The organism is Rhizobium ecuadorense (assembly GCF_001187535.1).
Classification (GTDB): Bacteria; Pseudomonadota; Alphaproteobacteria; order Rhizobiales; family Rhizobiaceae; genus Rhizobium; species Rhizobium ecuadorense.
Genome location: NZ_LFIO01001160.1, coordinates 1 through 16,395, shown reverse-complemented (window position 1 = coordinate 16,395; position 16,395 = coordinate 1). Strand labels below are relative to the sequence as shown.

At 58.1% G+C, this 16,395-nt stretch carries 13 protein-coding genes and 3 pseudogenes; 11 read left to right on the top strand and 5 right to left on the bottom strand.

Annotated features, from left to right (window positions below; all coding sequences use genetic code 11):
* The 8 genes from nifD to AF337_RS24665 form a co-directional block, all read left to right on the top strand.
* Positions 1-1,360: nitrogenase molybdenum-iron protein alpha chain (nifD, locus tag AF337_RS24700; protein WP_049734203.1), on the top strand; the 1,360-nt coding region annotated here is incomplete at its 5' end.
* 123 nt (positions 1,361-1,483) lie between these two features.
* Entirely contained in the window at positions 1,484-3,025 is a 1,542-nt protein-coding gene (gene nifK, locus AF337_RS24695; RefSeq protein WP_049734202.1) for a nitrogenase molybdenum-iron protein subunit beta, read from the top strand.
* Between the two features lie 58 nt (positions 3,026-3,083).
* Complete coding sequence (gene nifE / locus AF337_RS24690; protein ID WP_012489544.1) at positions 3,084-4,574, top strand: nitrogenase iron-molybdenum cofactor biosynthesis protein NifE; 1,491 nt, start codon at positions 3,084-3,086, stop codon at positions 4,572-4,574.
* A 9-nt stretch (positions 4,575-4,583) separates the two neighbouring features.
* Positions 4,584-5,939: a nitrogenase iron-molybdenum cofactor biosynthesis protein NifN gene (gene nifN / locus AF337_RS24685; RefSeq protein WP_012489543.1), complete on the top strand. Its 1,356-nt coding sequence runs from the start codon at positions 4,584-4,586 to the stop codon at positions 5,937-5,939.
* On the top strand, positions 5,936-6,430 hold the full coding sequence (nifX, locus tag AF337_RS24680) for a nitrogen fixation protein NifX (RefSeq protein WP_008536565.1): 495 nt from the start codon (positions 5,936-5,938) through the stop codon (positions 6,428-6,430). The genes nifN and nifX overlap by 4 nt, the downstream gene beginning before the upstream one ends.
* 3 nt (positions 6,431-6,433) lie before the next feature.
* On the top strand, positions 6,434-6,922 hold the full coding sequence (locus AF337_RS24675; protein WP_049734201.1) for a NifX-associated nitrogen fixation protein: 489 nt from the start codon (positions 6,434-6,436) through the stop codon (positions 6,920-6,922).
* A gap of 665 nt (positions 6,923-7,587) precedes the next feature.
* Positions 7,588-7,740 carry an IS66 family transposase zinc-finger binding domain-containing protein gene (locus AF337_RS46320; protein ID WP_196411598.1) on the top strand — a complete coding sequence of 51 codons (153 nt, stop codon included), beginning with the start codon at positions 7,588-7,590 and terminating at the stop codon, positions 7,738-7,740.
* A gap of 221 nt (positions 7,741-7,961) precedes the next feature.
* Entirely contained in the window at positions 7,962-8,894 is a 933-nt protein-coding gene (locus AF337_RS24665; protein WP_012489540.1) for a cation diffusion facilitator family transporter, read from the top strand.
* Between the two features lie 130 nt (positions 8,895-9,024).
* Here the strand turns inward: AF337_RS24665 and AF337_RS24660 are convergent, their stop codons facing one another.
* The 4 genes from AF337_RS24660 to AF337_RS24645 all read right to left on the bottom strand — a co-directional run bounded on the left by AF337_RS24660 (position 9,025) and on the right by AF337_RS24645 (position 12,737).
* Positions 9,025-10,617 carry an IS66-like element ISRle3 family transposase gene (locus tag AF337_RS24660; protein WP_016737534.1) on the bottom strand — a complete coding sequence of 531 codons (1,593 nt, stop codon included), beginning with the start codon at positions 10,615-10,617 and terminating at the stop codon, positions 9,025-9,027.
* Positions 10,618-10,691: 74 nt separating this feature from the next.
* Positions 10,692-11,036 (bottom strand): IS66 family insertion sequence element accessory protein TnpB, encoded by a 345-nt coding sequence (gene tnpB / locus AF337_RS24655; protein ID WP_003592504.1) that lies wholly within the window; start codon positions 11,034-11,036, stop codon positions 10,692-10,694.
* Positions 11,037-11,127: 91 nt separating this feature from the next.
* Complete coding sequence (locus AF337_RS46550) at positions 11,128-11,286, bottom strand: transposase (RefSeq protein WP_369685954.1); 159 nt, start codon at positions 11,284-11,286, stop codon at positions 11,128-11,130.
* 722 nt (positions 11,287-12,008) lie between these two features.
* Positions 12,009-12,737, bottom strand: coding sequence for a carbonic anhydrase (locus AF337_RS24645; RefSeq protein ID WP_029532496.1), 729 nt, complete (start codon positions 12,735-12,737; stop codon positions 12,009-12,011).
* A gap of 620 nt (positions 12,738-13,357) precedes the next feature.
* Between AF337_RS24645 and AF337_RS24640 the strand changes: the two are divergent.
* Positions 13,358-13,606, top strand: a pseudogene (locus AF337_RS24640) (biotin/lipoyl-containing protein); the annotation flags it as partial.
* A gap of 173 nt (positions 13,607-13,779) precedes the next feature.
* The gene (locus AF337_RS24635) at positions 13,780-15,201 is read left to right on the top strand and encodes an ISNCY-like element ISRel10 family transposase (protein WP_041684032.1); all 1,422 of its coding nucleotides are present in this window, start codon (positions 13,780-13,782) and stop codon (positions 15,199-15,201) included.
* A 6-nt stretch (positions 15,202-15,207) separates the two neighbouring features.
* Here AF337_RS24635 and AF337_RS24630 read toward each other — a convergent pair.
* A pseudogene (locus tag AF337_RS24630) lies at positions 15,208-15,943 on the bottom strand (hypothetical protein).
* A gap of 311 nt (positions 15,944-16,254) precedes the next feature.
* On the opposite strand from AF337_RS24630, the pseudogene AF337_RS42540 reads away from it, so the two are divergent.
* Positions 16,255-16,395, top strand: a pseudogene (locus AF337_RS42540) (ISNCY family transposase); the annotation flags it as partial.

Genomic DNA, 16,395 nt, shown 5'->3' with positions numbered 1-16,395 from the left:
GAAGGCCCTTTCCGAATGCGACGTCAAATCGAACATCAAGTCCATTCCGGGCGTGATGACGATCCGCGGCTGCGCCTATGCCGGTTCCAAAGGCGTGGTATGGGGGCCGGTCAAGGACATGGTCCACATCTCGCACGGGCCGGTCGGTTGCGGTCATTATTCCTGGTCGCAACGCCGCAACTACTACGTCGGCCTGACGGGCATCGACACGTTCGTGACGCTGCAGTTCACCTCAGACTTCCAGGAAAAGGACATCGTGTTCGGCGGCGACAAGAAGCTTGAACAGGTCATCGACGAGATCGAGGAGCTTTTCCCCCTCAACAACGGCATCAGCGTGCAGTCGGAATGCCCGATCGGGCTGATTGGCGACGACATTGAGGCGGTGTCGCGCAAGAAGGCCAAGGAGCACGAAAAGACGATCGTGCCGGTACGCTGCGAGGGCTTCCGCGGCGTCTCGCAATCGCTCGGCCACCACATCGCCAACGACGCCATCCGTGACTGGGTTTTCGACAAGAACGAAGTCGAGTTTGAGACCGGCCCTTACGATGTCAACGTCGTCGGCGACTACAATATCGGTGGCGACGCGTGGGCTACGCGCATTCTATTGGAGGAGGTGGGGCTGCGCGTGGTCGGCAACTGGTCGGGTGATGCCACGCTCGCTGAGGTCGAGCGCGCGCCAAAGGCCAAGCTGAACCTCATCCACTGCTACCGCTCGATGAACTACATCTGTCGGCACATGGAGGAAAAATACGGCATCCCGTGGATGGAATACAATTTCTTTGGTCCGTCCCAGATCGAAACCTCCCTGCGCGAAATAGCCAAGCACTTCGGTCCGGAAATCGTCGACAAGACCGAGGCTGTCATCACCAAGTACCGGCCCCTGGTCGATGCTGTCGTCGACAAGTACCGGCCGCGCCTCGAAGGCAAGACGGTGATGCTCTATGTCGGCGGCCTGCGTCCTCGCCACGTCATCACGGCCTATGAGGACCTCGGCATGCGGATCGTCGGCACCGGCTACGAGTTCGCCCACAACGACGACTATCAGCGCACCGGCCATTATGTGAACAAGGGTACGCTGATCTATGACGACGTGACCGGTTACGAGCTGGAAAAGTTCATCGAAGGCATCCGCCCCGACCTTGTTGGGTCCGGCATCAAAGAGAAGTATCCGGTGCAGAAGATGGGCATCCCCTTCCGCCAGATGCACTCCTGGGATTATTCCGGCCCGTATCACGGCTATGACGGCTTCGCCATATTCGCCCGCGACATGGATCTGGCCATCAATAATCCGGTGTGGGATCTCTACGACGTCCCCTGGAAAAAAAAGGCCGCGCCAGCTGAGGCGGTTGCGGCCGAATGAGAGCCTGGCCTGTCTTGGAAGGGGGCAGGCCAGGCCCTTCCCATCGGACTTGATCCGCACTCGTGACAGATGACATCCCATTGCCGCCACCGGTGCGGCGCGATGAAAAGAAAGGTGCTTACTATGCCGCAGTCGGCGGAAAAAGTTCTCGACCATGCTCCCCTGTTCCGCGAGCCGGAATACAGGCAGATGCTCGCCGAGAAGAAAGCCAATTTCGAATGCCCCCACCCGGATCAGGTCGTTGCCGATCAAAACGACTTCACGAAGACCTGGGAGTATCGCGAAAAGAACCTGGGCCGCGAAGCCCTGGTCGTGAACCCGGCCAAAGCCTGCCAGCCGCTCGGTGCCGTCTTCGCAGCCGCAGGCTTTGAGCAAACGATGTCCTTCGTCCACGGCAGCCAGGGCTGCGTCGCCTATTACCGTTCGCATCTGTCGCGTCACTTCAAGGAGCCTTCATCGGCGGTCTCGTCCTCGATGACGGAGGACGCGGCGGTGTTCGGCGGGTTGAAGAACATGGTCGACGGGCTCGCCAATACATACAAGCTCTACGATCCGAAGATGATCGCCGTCTCGACCACCTGCATGGCCGAAGTCATTGGAGACGACCTCCACGGCTTCATCGAAAACGCAAAGAACGAAGGGTCGGTCCCGCACGACTTCGATGTTCCTTTCGCCCACACGCCTGCCTTCGTCGGCAGCCACGTCGATGGCTATGACGGCATGATCAAGGGCATTCTGGAGAACTTCTGGAAAGGCAACGAGCGGAAGGAGGTTGCTCAAGCCATCAACATCATTCCCGGCTTCGACGGCTTCTGCGTCGGCAACAACCGCGAACTGAAGCGCCTGCTCGACATGATGGGCGTATCCTACATCTTCATCCAGGATGCCTCCGACCAGTTCGACACGCCGTCTGACGGTACGTACCGCATGTATGACGGCGGCACGAAGATCGAGGACTTGAAAACGGCGTTGAATGCCGAAGCGACCCTGTCGCTGCAGCACTATAACACGCGCAAGACGCTGGAATATTGCAAGGAGGTCGGTCAGGCTACGGCCTCGTTCCATTATCCGCTGGGTGTCCAGGCGACCGACGAATTCCTGATGAAGGTCTCGGAGATTACCGGCAAGGAAATTCCTCCGGCAATCGGCCTGGAACGCGGCCGTCTCGTCGACGCTATGGCAGATAGTCAGGCCTGGCTGCACGGGAAGAAATACGCGATCTACGGCGATCCTGACTTCGTCTACGCCGTTGCCCGGTTCGTCTTGGAAACCGGCGGTGAGCCGACCCACTGCCTTGCTACCAACGGCACGCCGGCCTGGGAAGCCGAGATGAAGGCGTTGCTCGCATCCTCGCCCTTCGGCCAGGATGCCCAGGTCTGGGCGGGCAAGGACCTGTGGGCGTTGCGCTCGCTGCTCTTTACCGAGCCAGTAGATCTTATGATCGGCAATTCCTATGGCAAGTATCTCGAGCGCGACACCGGCACCCCATTGATCCGGCTGACCTTTCCGATATTCGACCGGCACCATCACCACCGTTTCCCGCTCATGGGCTACCAGGGCAGCCTGCGCGTCCTGACGACGATCCTCGACAAGATCTTCGACAAGCTCGATCGCGAGACGAGCGAGCCGGGTGTGACGGACTATTCGTACGACCTGACCCGCTAGGAGCGCGGCGGTCGGCCTTGTGAGGCCGGCCCGCCTTCATCTGAACTTGGAGACCGCAATGCCCTTGCTCAATGCTAAAGTCCAGGATGTCTTCGACGAGCCTGCCTGCGAGAAGAACCGCAGCAAGGATTCCAAGGCGCGCAAAAACGGCTGTTCGAAGCCGCTGATCCCCGGGGCGGCAGCCGGCGGATGCGCTTTCGATGGCGCCAAGATCGTGCTGCAGCCGATCACCGACGTCGCGCACCTGATCCATGGGCCTCTCGGCTGTGAGGGCAATTCCTGGGACAACCGAGGATCGGCTTCTTCAGGTCCAACGCTCTGGCGCACCAGTTTCACGACCGACCTCACTGAAACCGAAGTGGTGATGGGGCACGGCGAGCGGAAACTTTTTAAAGCAATCCGCGAGATCAAGGAGGCCTATGCTCCACCGGCGATTTTCGTCTATTCGACCTGTGTGACAGCATTGATCGGCGACGACATCGAGGCCGTCTGCAAGCGGGCCGCGGAAAAATTCGGCCTTCCGGTGGTGCCGGTCAACGCACCGGGCTTTGCCGGCTCCAAGAACCTTGGCAATAAGCTCGCCGGTGAAGCGTTGCTCGATCATGTGATCGGCAGCGTAGAGCCGAACGACGTGACCGCCTACGACATCAATATCATTGGTGAGTTCAACCTATCCGGCGAGTTTTGGCTGGTAAAGCCGCTTCTTGACCGGCTGGGGATCAGAGTAAGGGCCTGCATTCCAGGAGACGCCCGATATCTTGACATTGCTTCTGCGCATCGCGCCAAGGCGTCCATGTTGGTGTGCTCGACAGCACTCATCAACCTCGCCCGCAAAATGGAGGAGCTCTGGGATATCCCGTTCTTCGAAGGCTCCTTTTACGGAATTACCGACACCTCGGAAGCACTCAGACAGATCGCCAAGCTGCTCGTGATGCAGGGGGCGGATCCCGAAATCCTCGAGCGCACCGAGGCATTGATCGCGGAGGAGGAGGCGATTGCCTGGATGAAACTCGCAGCATATCGACCAAGGCTTGAAGGCAAGCGCGTGTTGCTCAACACCGGCGGCGTCAAGTCCTGGTCGGTTGTCCATGCGCTGATGGAGGTGGGCATCGAGATCGTGGGCACCTCGGTCAAGAAATCCACGCCTGAAGACAAGGAACGTATCAAGCAACTCCTGAAAGACGAAAAACACCTGTTCGAGTCGATGGCGCCGCGCGAGCTTTATAACATGCTCGCCGACGGTAAAGCCGACATCATGTTGTCTGGCGGGCGCACGCAATTCATCGCGCTGAAGGCCAAGACACCTTGGCTCGATATCAACCAGGAACGCCACCACCCCTATGCCGGCTATGACGGCATGGTGGAGCTCGTTCGCCAGATCGATCTTGCTATTCACAATCCGATCTGGATGGAGGTGCGGGAGCCGGCACCGTGGGAATGCCAGCATGCGGTGGAAGAAGAACTGACGAATACCAAGAGCGAGAACGAGACTGGGTACGTCTTGCAAAACTTTGTCGGCGCGGTCGCCGGCAGCTTCGGCAAGCGTTGAGGAAAGCCGATGGTTCAAGTCTTTCCCCAGACCAAATCAGCTGCGGTCAATCCGCTGAAATCGTCGCAGCCGCTCGGCGCCGCGCTCGCCTTTCTTGGCGTCGAGCGTGCCGTGCCGCTGTTCCACGGCAGCCAGGGCTGCACCAGCTTGGCGCTGGTACTTTTAGTCCGGCACTTTAAGGAAGCCATTCCCTTGCAGACAACGGCATTGGACGCAGTGGCGACCATTCTTGGCGGCGCAGGCAATCTGGAAGAGGCGATCCTAAATCTCAAGAGGCGCGCAAAACCCAAGCTGATCGGAATTTGCACGACAGCCCTGGTGGAAACCCGCGGCGAAGATTTCGCAGGCGATCTCGCCAACATCAAGCGGGATCGTGCCGATGAGCTCGCGGGTACGGAGGTTGTGCTGGCGAATACCCCGGATTTCGAGGGAGCGATCGAAGAGGGATGGGCGAAGGCCGTCATCTCTATGGTCGAGCGCATCACCACTCCAGGCGAGCAGAGCCGCCACCAAAAGAAGATTGCGATCCTACCAGGATGGCATCTGACAGTCGCTGACATCGAGCTTCTGCGCGAAACGGTCGAAAGCTTCGGTCTGAAGCCGGTGATCCTGCCGGACATTTCCGGCTCTCTCGACGGCACGGTGCCCGGCGATCGTTGGGTTCCGACCACCTATGGCGGTACTCCCGTCGACGAGATACAAGAGCTTGGCACGGCGGCGCAATGTATCGCGATCGGCGAGCATATGCGCCGCCCCGCAGAGCTACTGCGGACCCGGACGGGAGTCCCTTACGCATTGTTCCAGTCGCTGACAGGATTGAAACGAGCCGACCGGTTCGTCTCGTTTCTTTCTGAGATTTCTGGTGCGCCGGTGCCAGCAAACATCCGCCGTCGCCGAGCACAGCTGCAGGACGCCCTGCTCGACGGACATTTCCATTTCGGAGGCAAGAAAATCGCAATTGCTGTGGAGCCGGACCAGCTCTACCAATTCGCTACCTTCTTCACCGGCATGGGCGCCGAAATCGCGGCAGCGGTCACCACGACCGGCACCTCAAAAATACTCGCGGAAATGCCGGCCGAATCGCTCCAGGTCGGTGATCTTGGCGATCTCGAAGAACTTGCCGTCGGCGCTGATCTTCTCGTCACGCATTCGCATGGACGACAAGCGGCGGAGCGCCTTGGGATTCCGCTCATGCGGGTGGGCTTCCCGATATACGACCGACTCGGCAGCCAGCATAAGCTCACAAGTCTCTATCAGGGAACGCGCGACCTGATCTTCGATGTTTCCAACATCTTCCAGGCCAATCAGCGCGCGCCGTGTCCTGGATCGCTTGATCCCTCCCGCAAAGGAGAACTGCCTAGATGATCGCCGCTCGTCGCCTTTCCCTCGTCCCTGACGGGGTTCACTCGTCAGCTCCAAAACGGAAGGCTGGCGCGTTGCGCGTCGCAATCGCCACTCAAGATATGAAATCTCTCGACGCCCATTTCGGATCGGCAAAACGTTTCGTCGTCTATGATGTGAGTCCCGACGACTGGAAACTGGTGGAAGTCCTGGACTTCGAAGACGTTTCCGACCAGAGCGGAAAGCATCGGAACGAGGACGTCGATCGTATTAACCCGAAGGTGAAGGCGTTGGAAGGTTGTCACTTATTGTTCTGTCTGGCGATCGGTGGGCCATCGGCAGCCCGAGTTGTTTCGGCCAAAATCCACCCAATTAAAGTATCCGATCCTCAACTGATCGAAGATGTTTTGTCGCGAACTCGGGCGATGCTCAGGACTACTCCGCCACCCTGGTTACGCAAGGTGCTAACCGAAGCAGGCGCCATTGAAAAGAAGCCTTTCGATGAGGAGGACTAAGAAATGGGTACATTGACAGGAAGTACGGATGGCCCTGCTGTCAACGAGGATGGGGATCTCGCCACCCCTTTTCTCAGATGCCTGATAAGGCTCATTCGCGCTCAGGATGCCCATGGGGCGTGGGAAGGCAAATCGGACACTGACCTGCTGGCCGACTTCATCCTCACCAAGGAGCAGCGCCGTAAGATCCCGATCATAGGCGATCCCGATCCTGATGTGCTGTGGAGGCTACAGAATTTTTACAGTTGCGTGGGGCTTGTGATCGAAGAGTGCACAGGCCTGTTGGCATCGCCGATCATGACGATCGGCCATGAGGGCTTCGGCCGCTTGCTTTTCACGACTGGACGGTTGGTCGTTCTGTCGAAGACCCTGCGCGATGTCCACCGGTTCGGCTTTGAGACGCTAGGCAAGCTCGCCGAGACCGGCACGAAAATGGTCGATGACGCTATTGAAGTTATCGAAACCTATCCCGACGTGGCGCGGGCATCATGAAATCAATTTTCGAGGAAAGAGATCATGTCAGACATTGTGGAGCAGCTGAAGAAGGTCCGCAAGCTGCAGTCCCGCGCCGCCGCTGCCAAAATCTCAGCATTTGCAATGGCCAGAACGAGAGTTCGATGGTGAGCTCACTGGCATGATCATGGCTCTCAACCACGCGGCGGTTGCCGCCTGAAGAACTGCCAGACTCTCGTTGCCGCAGACGACATTGCTGCGCAATCTCGCGAACAAATCAGGAGAACGGTGTTGCGTTTCACAATCTTTTGCGGCCTCCTGCTGCTCGTCGTCTGGGCGAAGGCACTAACGAGTTACTTCGTCTGGCATTCCATCCACGAAGTCATCGTTGCAATGGTGGCTAGTTTGTTGCTTCTTCAGTGGGCGTATATCGCAAGCCTGCTCTTTTCCATCTGGCAATCCAGCCGTAATTACAGGAGTCGCCAAAGGGCTCGACGATCCGATCATCGCTAGACTAGAACGTGGTGTCAGCCACAGCCTATCATGAGGGCGAAAACCTCGGCGTTCTTTGGAACGCCTCTCATCAAATCAGATCCAACCATGAGTCAACGGAATTCGAACCTGCCGGATGACGTGGATGCGTCGAGAGCCCTATCGCCGCGCAAGCTCTGCAACCTCGGCCGTGCCATGATGACGTGTAACAGGTGGCCTGCTCATGCCCTATCTGTGGTGGCTCCGACTTCATTCGCGGCGGCGAGACCGTCAGCGAAGTGCTGGACTATGTTCATGCGTCCTTCCGTGTCGTGCATCATGTCCAGCCCCGCTTTACCTGCAAAGCAAAATTGGCCCTTGTTTAGATAGTCGAGGCCGCACTGCCAGAACACAGCGAGGCGATTTTGTCTTGTGGCCAGGTATGTGAAAGACGCTCATGCGAGCCCACTGGACAGGAGAGGTCAGCATTTGAATTTAAAAAGGTACCTTGATCCAAAAGTGGATGTGCTCGCTTCAGTAGCTGAATTGGATGGTCTGTACCGCGTCCAGAGGACCATAAAGAAACGTAAGTTATAAGGCTGAGCCTATGAATTTCATGAGAACGGAGCAGGGGCTTCTCTGCGTTTCAATTGCCGTTACCATCCTCCTTGCCTGCATCGGCATTTTGTTCGGGATCATTTCAGGTTCGTTCGCAATCATATTCGATGGTGTCTACGCATTGACGGACGCTGCTATGACTGTCGTAGCTCTGCTTGTTACAAAGCTCATCGCGTCATCCGAAGCGCCCTCCAGCAAAGGAAAACTTATCGAGCATTTCACGATGGGGTTCTGGCATCTTGAGCCCATAGTCTTGGCTCTCAACGGCATTCTCATAACCGGGTCGGCTGTTTACGCACTTGTCAACGCAATCGGCAGCATTTTGCATGGGGGACGTCCGCTCAACTTTAGTCAAGCGATCGTCTACTCCGTCGTAACACTCGGTGTGACAGCCACCATGGGGGTTATTGGTGATCGAGCTAATCGTAAGATCAAATCTGATTTCGTTGCCCTGGATACGAAAGCTTGGCTGATGTCCGCCGGGCTAACGATCGGGTTACTCGTCGCGTTTGCCATCGGATATTTCATTCAGGGGTCTTCTTACGAATGGATCTCGCCGTTTATTGACCCGGTCGCGCTGGCATTAATCTGCATTGTGATCATTCCCATTCCGGCGGGCACGGTTCGGCGAGCGCTCGCCGACATACTGCTTGTTACGCCATTAGATCTCAAACAACAAGTTGACGCGGTCGCCAAAACAATCATCGAACGACATGGATTCATATCCCACCGGGCTTATGTGGCCCGGGTCGGCCGAGGCCGGCAAATCGAGCTACATTTCGTTGTCTCAGAGGACCTCCCGGCGAGGAAATTGCAGGAATGGGATAAGATCCGTGACGAAATCGGGCTCGCGATTGGTAACGAGGGTCCGAGTCGTCGGCTCACCATCGCCTTTACAACCGATCCTGAGTGGGCGGATTAGGATTTTGAACCGAATTTGGAGCCCTGTATCGCAGGCATTCCATAGCGGGCGTGATCCTCGAACCGGATGCATAGCTCGGCGTTTTTTCCAGCCACCATGCGTCAATTTGTAAGCGACAAGCCGTGGCCGTTCAGGCGGCGTAGTTCCATGGCATGAGCGCGTCGATTTCACTGCTGGGCCATCCATTCGCAAGGCGCTCAAGCGTCTGGGTCAACCAAGCTTGCGGATCGACTGCATTCATCTTTGCCGTTTGCAGGAGCGTCGCGATGGTCGCCCAAGTCCGGCCGCCACCGTCGCTTCCAGCGAATAGACTATTTTTTCTCGTGATCGCTTGGGGTCTGATTGCTCGCTCGACTATGTTGGAGTCGAGTTCGATGCGGCCGTCGGTCAGGAAGCGCTCGAAGATGTCTCGACGCGAGATGGCATACCGCAGAGCTTCGGCGAGTTTGGATTTTCCAGAGACCCGTGGCAGGGTCGCCTGCCAGAGAGTGAAGAGGTCACGGACGATCGCTGCGGAGATCTCCTGGCGTGCAGCGACACGAGCTTCAGGGCTTTGGCCGCGCACACGCTCCTCGATCTCCCATAACCTCGCCATACGCTCGACGGTGTCTGTAGCGACCTTCGAGCTCTTTGCGACATGCAACTCGTAGAACTTTCTCCGGCTGTGCGACCAACAGCCGGCCAGGATGGCGCTGTCATTGCCTCCATCTTTCCGGACGAGCTTGTTATAAGCGGCATATCCGTCGACCTGCAGGATTCCACGATAGCCGCTCAGGTGTCGTGCGACACACTCGGTGGCTCGACTGTCCTCGAAGCGATAGGCTACCATCGGTGGACCGCTGCCCCCAAAAGTCCGGTCATCCCTGGCATACGCCCATAGCCATGCCGTCTTCGCTGATCCGGAACCAGGTGCAAGTGTGGGCAAGGTCGTTTCGTCGGCAAAGATCCGTTCGGCCTTCTTGATCTCATCGAGGATGTAGTCGGCGAGGATATTGAGCTCGAACCCCAGCTTGCCCATCCATTGAGCCATCAGCTTGCGGTCGAGTTCGACCTTGTCGCGTGCGTAGATGGCTTCCTGGCGATAGAGTGGCAGCCCGTCGGCATATTTGGAAACGGCGATCTGGGCCAGAAGTGCTTCCGTTGGAATGCCACCTTCGATGATATGTGCCGGAGCCGCCGCCTGGACGACACCATCCTCGTTCCTAAAGGCATACTTCGGCCGACGGGTGACGATGACACGGAACTTCGCTGCCACGACATCCAGCCGCTCGGAGACGTCTTCTCCAATCAGGATTTTGGTCTTACCTGCATGTTCTGGAAGCTCTTCCGGTTCGATCACGACCTCGACGCGCTCAAGATGAGGCGCAAAGCCCTTGCGTGGCCGCGGAGCGCGTTTGCTGTCCGCGCTACCGCGGCCTTTCGTGACCTGAGCCTTGATCGTCGCAATGCCGGTCTCGATCTCTTCGAAGACAAAGGCGTGCTGCTCGTCATCGACGGTGGATGATGCAAGCCTTTCCGAGCGTCGGCCAAATCGGGCGCGATCGAAAGCCTTCAGGATCTGCGTCAGCCGCTCGATGCGCTCATCGGCGTCCGCGTTGCGGGCCTCTAGATCGTCAACCTGCTTCTCCAAAGCCTCGACGCGGGCTGCTTTTGCGGCCATGGCAAGAACCATGGCTTTGAGAGCCTCTACATCATCCGGGAGCTCAATCTCGGGCCGCGTCATGGGTATGATCAGAGCATATTTTGCCGCGCTCCGCCCATGCTTTCAGGGACCTGATTCACTTCGCCGCAGCGGTTTTACCCAACAATCTCGGGAGGCTTCACCGGCGTGGATCGAACCCGCTTCCAGTCCATTCCGTCGACTAAAGCCAGAAGCTGGGCATGATTGAGCTGGACGCGATGATGGCCGATCCGGGGCCAGCAGAACTGGGCTTTTTCCAGCCGCTTCGCATAGAGGCAAACGCCGGAGCCATCCCACCACACGATCTTGACTCGGTCTGCTCTCTTGGCCCGAAAGACATAAAGTGCACCGTTGAACGGATCACTGCCAGCATCCCGTACCAGCGAAAGCAAGCTGTCCGGCCCCTTTCGGAAGTCGATGGGATGGCTCGCAAGAAAGACCTTCACGCCGGACGGGATCATGCCGACCGCACCGCTCGGATCACCCGCTGCAGGTGTGCTTCGCCGATATCTGCGTCGGCCCGGATAACGACGTCGCCGATGATAAGCTCGATCATCGCACGTGTGCCAATCGTCCCAGTCTCCGTCTGACCAGCCCGATTTGCGAGGAAGATCGTTGTCCGTCACGAGCATCACGACGCCAGCCAAATAGCTGCGAGGGATGTATGCCGATGCGATGCGCAATGGCTGAGACGCTTGCGCCGGGCTCCATTGCCTCAGCCACAGCCCGCGCTTTAAAATCATCGGACCAGCGGCGCCGAAATTGCCGTGGGGCGCCCTCAAGCCGTTCCGGAACAGCCTCGATCATATGGAAGTTTCTAGTTCCAGAGCTAGGCGCAGACATAGAAGCTCACAGTTTGTGAATCGTCTGTCCGCAATACAGCGGCCAACGCTACTGACGCCAGATGGGGTCAGCTTGTCGCTTACGTCAATTTCACGGTTCGTACCAATCTTCGATCAATGCGGCCAGTTTCGATGCCGTAGTTTTCCGTTATGCCTCCAGGCGCGATACTCGATTCAGCGAATAGGGTTGGCTGAACCCAGATCGCGCCTTTGCGTTCAAGCTCCACAGGCGGTTTCGCCGTCTTGATCTTGTTGAGATCCTGCCGGAGGCCGATTGTCTCGCGTTCTTTGAAACGAGCGACGCCTATGTCCTTGTACTGGCTCAGGAGGGCGCGGCCCAGCTGCCCAGGTTCCGATAGATGTCATCGCGCAGCTGTCGGACCTGTCGATTGAGCTCACCAAATTGCGCAGGCGTATGGTCGGAAATTTCCAGAAGAGCGTCGCCCAGGCAGCCAGCTCGCGACCTCAGCTCCGGCCCGCGTAACCCGCCGGGTGATGCTGCGGGCGGCAAGGGTCATCAGCGACTATGGTTCCGCGAACGCGACGAGGCGCCCGCGGATAGCCGTCGGCAACATGAAGTCGCCTCGTAGGTCAGACCTTGTGCAGAAAATCGACCACGCCGGTATCGAGATCATAATAGGCGGGCACGATCTTCACCTTGCCTTCCTCGACCAGGCGAGAAACAATCGCACTTTCGGTGAGGATGCGCTCGGCGCCGTTGAAGGCATTGGCATGGACGGTCTTGTCGACAAAATTGTCGCCGCGATCGGTCTCCGCCAAAGCCACGGGCAGGATCGGCTGGGTCATCTTGCCGATTGAGCCATCGAGCTTGGTGCCCTTGGACACGACCTCGCAGGCGGCGGAGACCGCCCCGCAACGCTTGTGGCCCATGACGACGATCAGCGGCGCATGCAGATGTTCGGTGCCATATTCGATCGTGCCGAGCACATCGGTGTCGACCACGTTTCCGGCATTGCGGGCGACGAAGAGTTCGCCGAGCGTCACCCCGCCGAATACAAGTTCCGGCACGACACGGCTGTCGGAACAGGTCAGCACGATCGCCCAAGGTGCCTGGCTCTTGGCGACGTCCTGCCGGCGCTTGGAAATATTGGCGGCGCAGGCTTCCGTGTCGGTGACGAATTTCTTGTTGCCTTCCTGGAGTTTTGCCAGTGCTTCATCCGGCAGGAGGGCGGGAGCGTTCGAGGCGAATGCCGGCATGGTCATGTCAAAGCCTGCAGTCATGACGGCCACGCCTCCGATGCCGGCAAATTTCAGCAGGGAGCGACGGCTGAGTGGGGAGGAATTGCATTCAAAGCACATGGTATCGGTCCTTTTGCAATATCCGGGATGGCTGCGGAGAAATGGCACCTGCTCCAAGTCATGTCCGGCAATTCTCCGGGAATCGGAGAATGGCCGATTGGTTATGCCTTGATATGGCACTCATCAAGCGGAATTTTGACGCATCGGAGGAGCTAAGCCAATCCTGGAGTATTGCCCCGGCCGTACGGTAGATCAACCCGGCCCTGACGGGTTCTGGCGAGGGATGCTCATGCGCGGCATATTGGGTTGCAAGGGACCCTTTGGGCGCTGCCTTCTGCTTCTTTAGTGGCTCCGCTGCCGCCGGCGGGATCGCATTCATTAACTCACTCGGGAACCTAGGAGCATTTGTGGGGCCGTTCGTTATAGGGTATCTCCGTAGTCAGCCCGGAGGTTTTTCTACAGGCCTATACGCTTTGGCAATCATGGGCCTAGCCGCGACAGTCATGTTGATTTTCCTCCTGCGCCTCCTGCGCCAAACTTGATAGAAACAACCAGATGTTCTTGTGTTTGTTGTCACGTGAGCCGAGCCGGTTAGGTGCACAACGAGATGCGGCTCGGGTCCGCGAGGAACCAACAGCAAGAGCTCGCAAAATTCCTCAGCGTCACCGGCCGCCGTCTTCGCACCCAAGGCCGAACCCGGCAATGCCGCTCATGTCGGCGCACCGATGCCGGGCGCCATCTCGCGCGTCTTTATGTCGCCCGGACAGGCGATCAATGCCGACGATGTGCTGGTGTCGACCGAAGCGATGAAGGTGGAAACGGCAATTCACGCCGAGGAGAACGGCACGATCGCCGAAGTTCTCGTCAAAGCCGGCGACCAGATCGATGCCAAGGACCTGCTTGTAACTATCGCGGCCGGTTCAGCGTAAAGTTCCATAACGTTGATTATGCTATTTGGTGTTGTAGAGGCTATTTAGTAATGCGACAGTTGGGCCAGTTAGAGATGCGACAATCTCGCCTCTCGACGACTGGTCAATGCCAATGTCGGGAGCAAGGATGACGACCTTCAGCCTGGTCGAGACCATGAGCGGTCGGAGTCGTCATGTCCTTTATGATCACTATGTCGCAGAAAGAATTGCATCGGCTCGAACTCATCCAGAAGATCCGTGACGAACGCCTGAGCGTTGTGCAGGCCGCCGAACGGCTCGACCTCAGTCGAAGTCAGGTCCATCGGCTGCTGCAGGCCTATGACCGGGATGGTCCGGCCGGGCTTGTTTCCAAGAAGCGATCGCGACCGAGCAACCGGCGCCATAGCGAGGAGTTTCGCAATGCGGCGCTGAATCTGATCCGTGAACGCTATCTGGATTTCGGTCCGACGCTGGCGCGTGAGAAGCTGATCGAGCTGCACCGGATCTCGGTCGCCAAGGAGACCCTGCGGCAATGGATGACCGAGGCCGGCATCTGGGTCTCGCGTCGGGAACGCAAGAAGCGGGTTTTCCAGCCACGCGGCCGACGTGATTGCTTTGGCGAACTGGTACAGATCGATGGCTCGCATCACTGGTGGTTCGAGAACCGTGGGCCCAAATGCGGCCTGCTCGTCTATATCGACGACGCCACCGGCAAGCTGCTGCATCTACGGTTTGCCGGCTCGGAGAACACCTTCGACTATCTGCACGCGACCAAGGCCTATCTGCAGCAATGGGGCAAACCGCTGGCCTTCTACAGTGACAAGCACGGCGTCTTTCGTTCGACCCATGCGTCGGAGAAGGACCGGACGAGCGGCCTGACACAATTCGGCCGCGCGCTTTATGAGCTGAACATCGACATCATCTGTGCCAATACCCCGCAGGCCAAAGGCCGCGTCGAACGTGCGAACCAGACACTGCAGGATCGGCTGGTCAAGGAAATGCGGCTGCGCGGCATCGACACGATCGAGGAAGCCAACGCCTATGCGCCTGAGTTCATTGCGGATTTCAACGCGCGTTTTGGCAAACAGCCGCGTAATCCGAAGGACATGCACCGGCCGTTGGCCGACCACGAGAACCTCGATGGCGCCATGTGCCGCAAGGAAGTTCGCACGCTGTCGCAGGCTTTGACGCTGCGCTATGACAAGGTGCTGTTCATCCTTGATCCGACAGATCTTTCCAGGTCCCTGGCGGGTAAGAAGGTCGTCGTTTGCGACTATCCGGACGGGCGCCTCGAGATCATGCACGAGAGCTTTGCCCTGCCCTACCGAACCTTTGACACGTTACGCTCCGTGCATCGCGCCGAGGTCGTCGATAACAAGCGGTTGGACGACATGCTGTCTGTTGTCGCCGAGCTGCAGGCTGGGCGGGAGCAGCAGCGCAGCAAGGGCGGACCACGGCGAACTGGGCAGACGGACCATATGTTCGGCATTCGCGATGGCAGCACGGGGAACGGCTACCAGAAACGTGGACGCAAGCCGAGAACGGATTACATGAACGATCCGGCGGTGATCGCACGGCGGGAGAAAGCGTTATTGAGGCAGCCGGCTGCGGAATAAAGGGCGTCAATGCACGCCGATATCGCTTTGCGTATCTGACTCCAATTGCAGGCAGGCGGACCAAAGCGGCGTCTTGTGGAAGGCTCCGTCTTGAAGAAGCGTGAGCCCTTCTCGTGCCTCATAAAGCAGGCCCAGCCAGCACAGGCGCCGCAGGACGCCATATTGGAGATCGGATTTGAGCTCCCAGGCTTCCAGGGTCATTTCGGTGGCGGACAGAGGTGCCGTGTCTGGATAGAGGATCTTCACGACGTCCAAAGGCGTACAGCCTTCTCTCGCCTTGATATTGAGAAGATTGAGGAACATGCGCCACCAGCGTAGGCGCGCTTGCACCTCAGCTTCCCGCTCGGTGGCATGGACATACGAGTAGAGATAGTCTGTGGCCACGAGATCGAAGAAGGCTTGCGGGTTCACCAGAAACTCCCGGCCGCGTCTGGTTGGCAGCAGCACATCCTTTTTCCGGCGAAGAAGCTTCAGATGGCGGGTCGTGTCCCGCACGACCCAGAGCGGCGGCATGTCGCTTTCGTTCAGCACTTTGTTCATGCTGTAAAGGTCTTCAGCGGTGAAGTCGGGCCACAGGAAGTTCACAGCGGCCCAATGTACGAATTTGCGGTTCATAGCACCGGTCGCGGTCAATCCTATGCCACCCTCACCGTCAGCATAGGCAACGGACAGAAGCATGCCGCGGAAGAGGTGACAGCGCGGCGACATCGACGTCACCCTGCAGCTTGATTTCCGGAAGCATCGTGCAGCTTTGATCCCTACCCGCTCAATTCAGATAAAAGCGAGTATCAGCCGGCGACTGAACAATTGCTATTGAGAAAGCTAAAGCCGAAGAGGTGTTCTTTCACCCGCCCCCGCTCCGCCCTTTCAACCCGGCCCAGCCGGTCGGATCGGGGGCTGATCATCGGTGCCAGTGTCGCGTTTCTAACTGGCCGACAGCGTCGCAGCCCTATTCGGCTTTGACAGGTGTTGTAGCCGCAAAGTTGAAGTGTCCTGATTCTGCAAAGTTGGAATGTCACACTCTCCCCGTTTTGATGACGGCGGAGATTGCAGATGGGATTGATAGCGATGAGCGAGCGTGATCTGCAGCGGATCGCGGTTTTGTCGAAGGTTGCCGACGGCCGCATGACGATGGTGTCGGCGTCGCATGTGCTTGCTCTCAGCGAGCGCCAGGTGCGGCGGCTGTTGGATCGC

Excerpts from the sequence above, each read along its gene's own strand:
- AF337_RS24635 (WP_041684032.1), top strand. The coding sequence starts at position 13,780 with ATGTCCTTTATGATCACTATGTCGCAGAAAGAATTGCATCGGCTCGAA.
- nifK (WP_049734202.1), top strand. The coding sequence starts at position 1,484 with ATGCCGCAGTCGGCGGAAAAAGTTCTCGACCATGCTCCCCTGTTCCGC.
- AF337_RS24675 (WP_049734201.1), top strand. The coding sequence starts at position 6,434 with ATGGGTACATTGACAGGAAGTACGGATGGCCCTGCTGTCAACGAGGAT.
- tnpB (WP_003592504.1), bottom strand. The coding sequence starts at position 11,036 with ATGATCCCGTCCGGCGTGAAGGTCTTTCTTGCGAGCCATCCCATCGAC.
- nifN (WP_012489543.1), top strand. The coding sequence starts at position 4,584 with ATGGTTCAAGTCTTTCCCCAGACCAAATCAGCTGCGGTCAATCCGCTG.
- AF337_RS46550 (WP_369685954.1), bottom strand. The coding sequence starts at position 11,286 with ATGGAGCCCGGCGCAAGCGTCTCAGCCATTGCGCATCGCATCGGCATA.
- AF337_RS24665 (WP_012489540.1), top strand. The coding sequence starts at position 7,962 with ATGAATTTCATGAGAACGGAGCAGGGGCTTCTCTGCGTTTCAATTGCC.
- AF337_RS24645 (WP_029532496.1), bottom strand. The coding sequence starts at position 12,737 with ATGTGCTTTGAATGCAATTCCTCCCCACTCAGCCGTCGCTCCCTGCTG.
- nifX (WP_008536565.1), top strand. The coding sequence starts at position 5,936 with ATGATCGCCGCTCGTCGCCTTTCCCTCGTCCCTGACGGGGTTCACTCG.
- nifE (WP_012489544.1), top strand. The coding sequence starts at position 3,084 with ATGCCCTTGCTCAATGCTAAAGTCCAGGATGTCTTCGACGAGCCTGCC.
- AF337_RS24660 (WP_016737534.1), bottom strand. The coding sequence starts at position 10,617 with ATGACGCGGCCCGAGATTGAGCTCCCGGATGATGTAGAGGCTCTCAAA.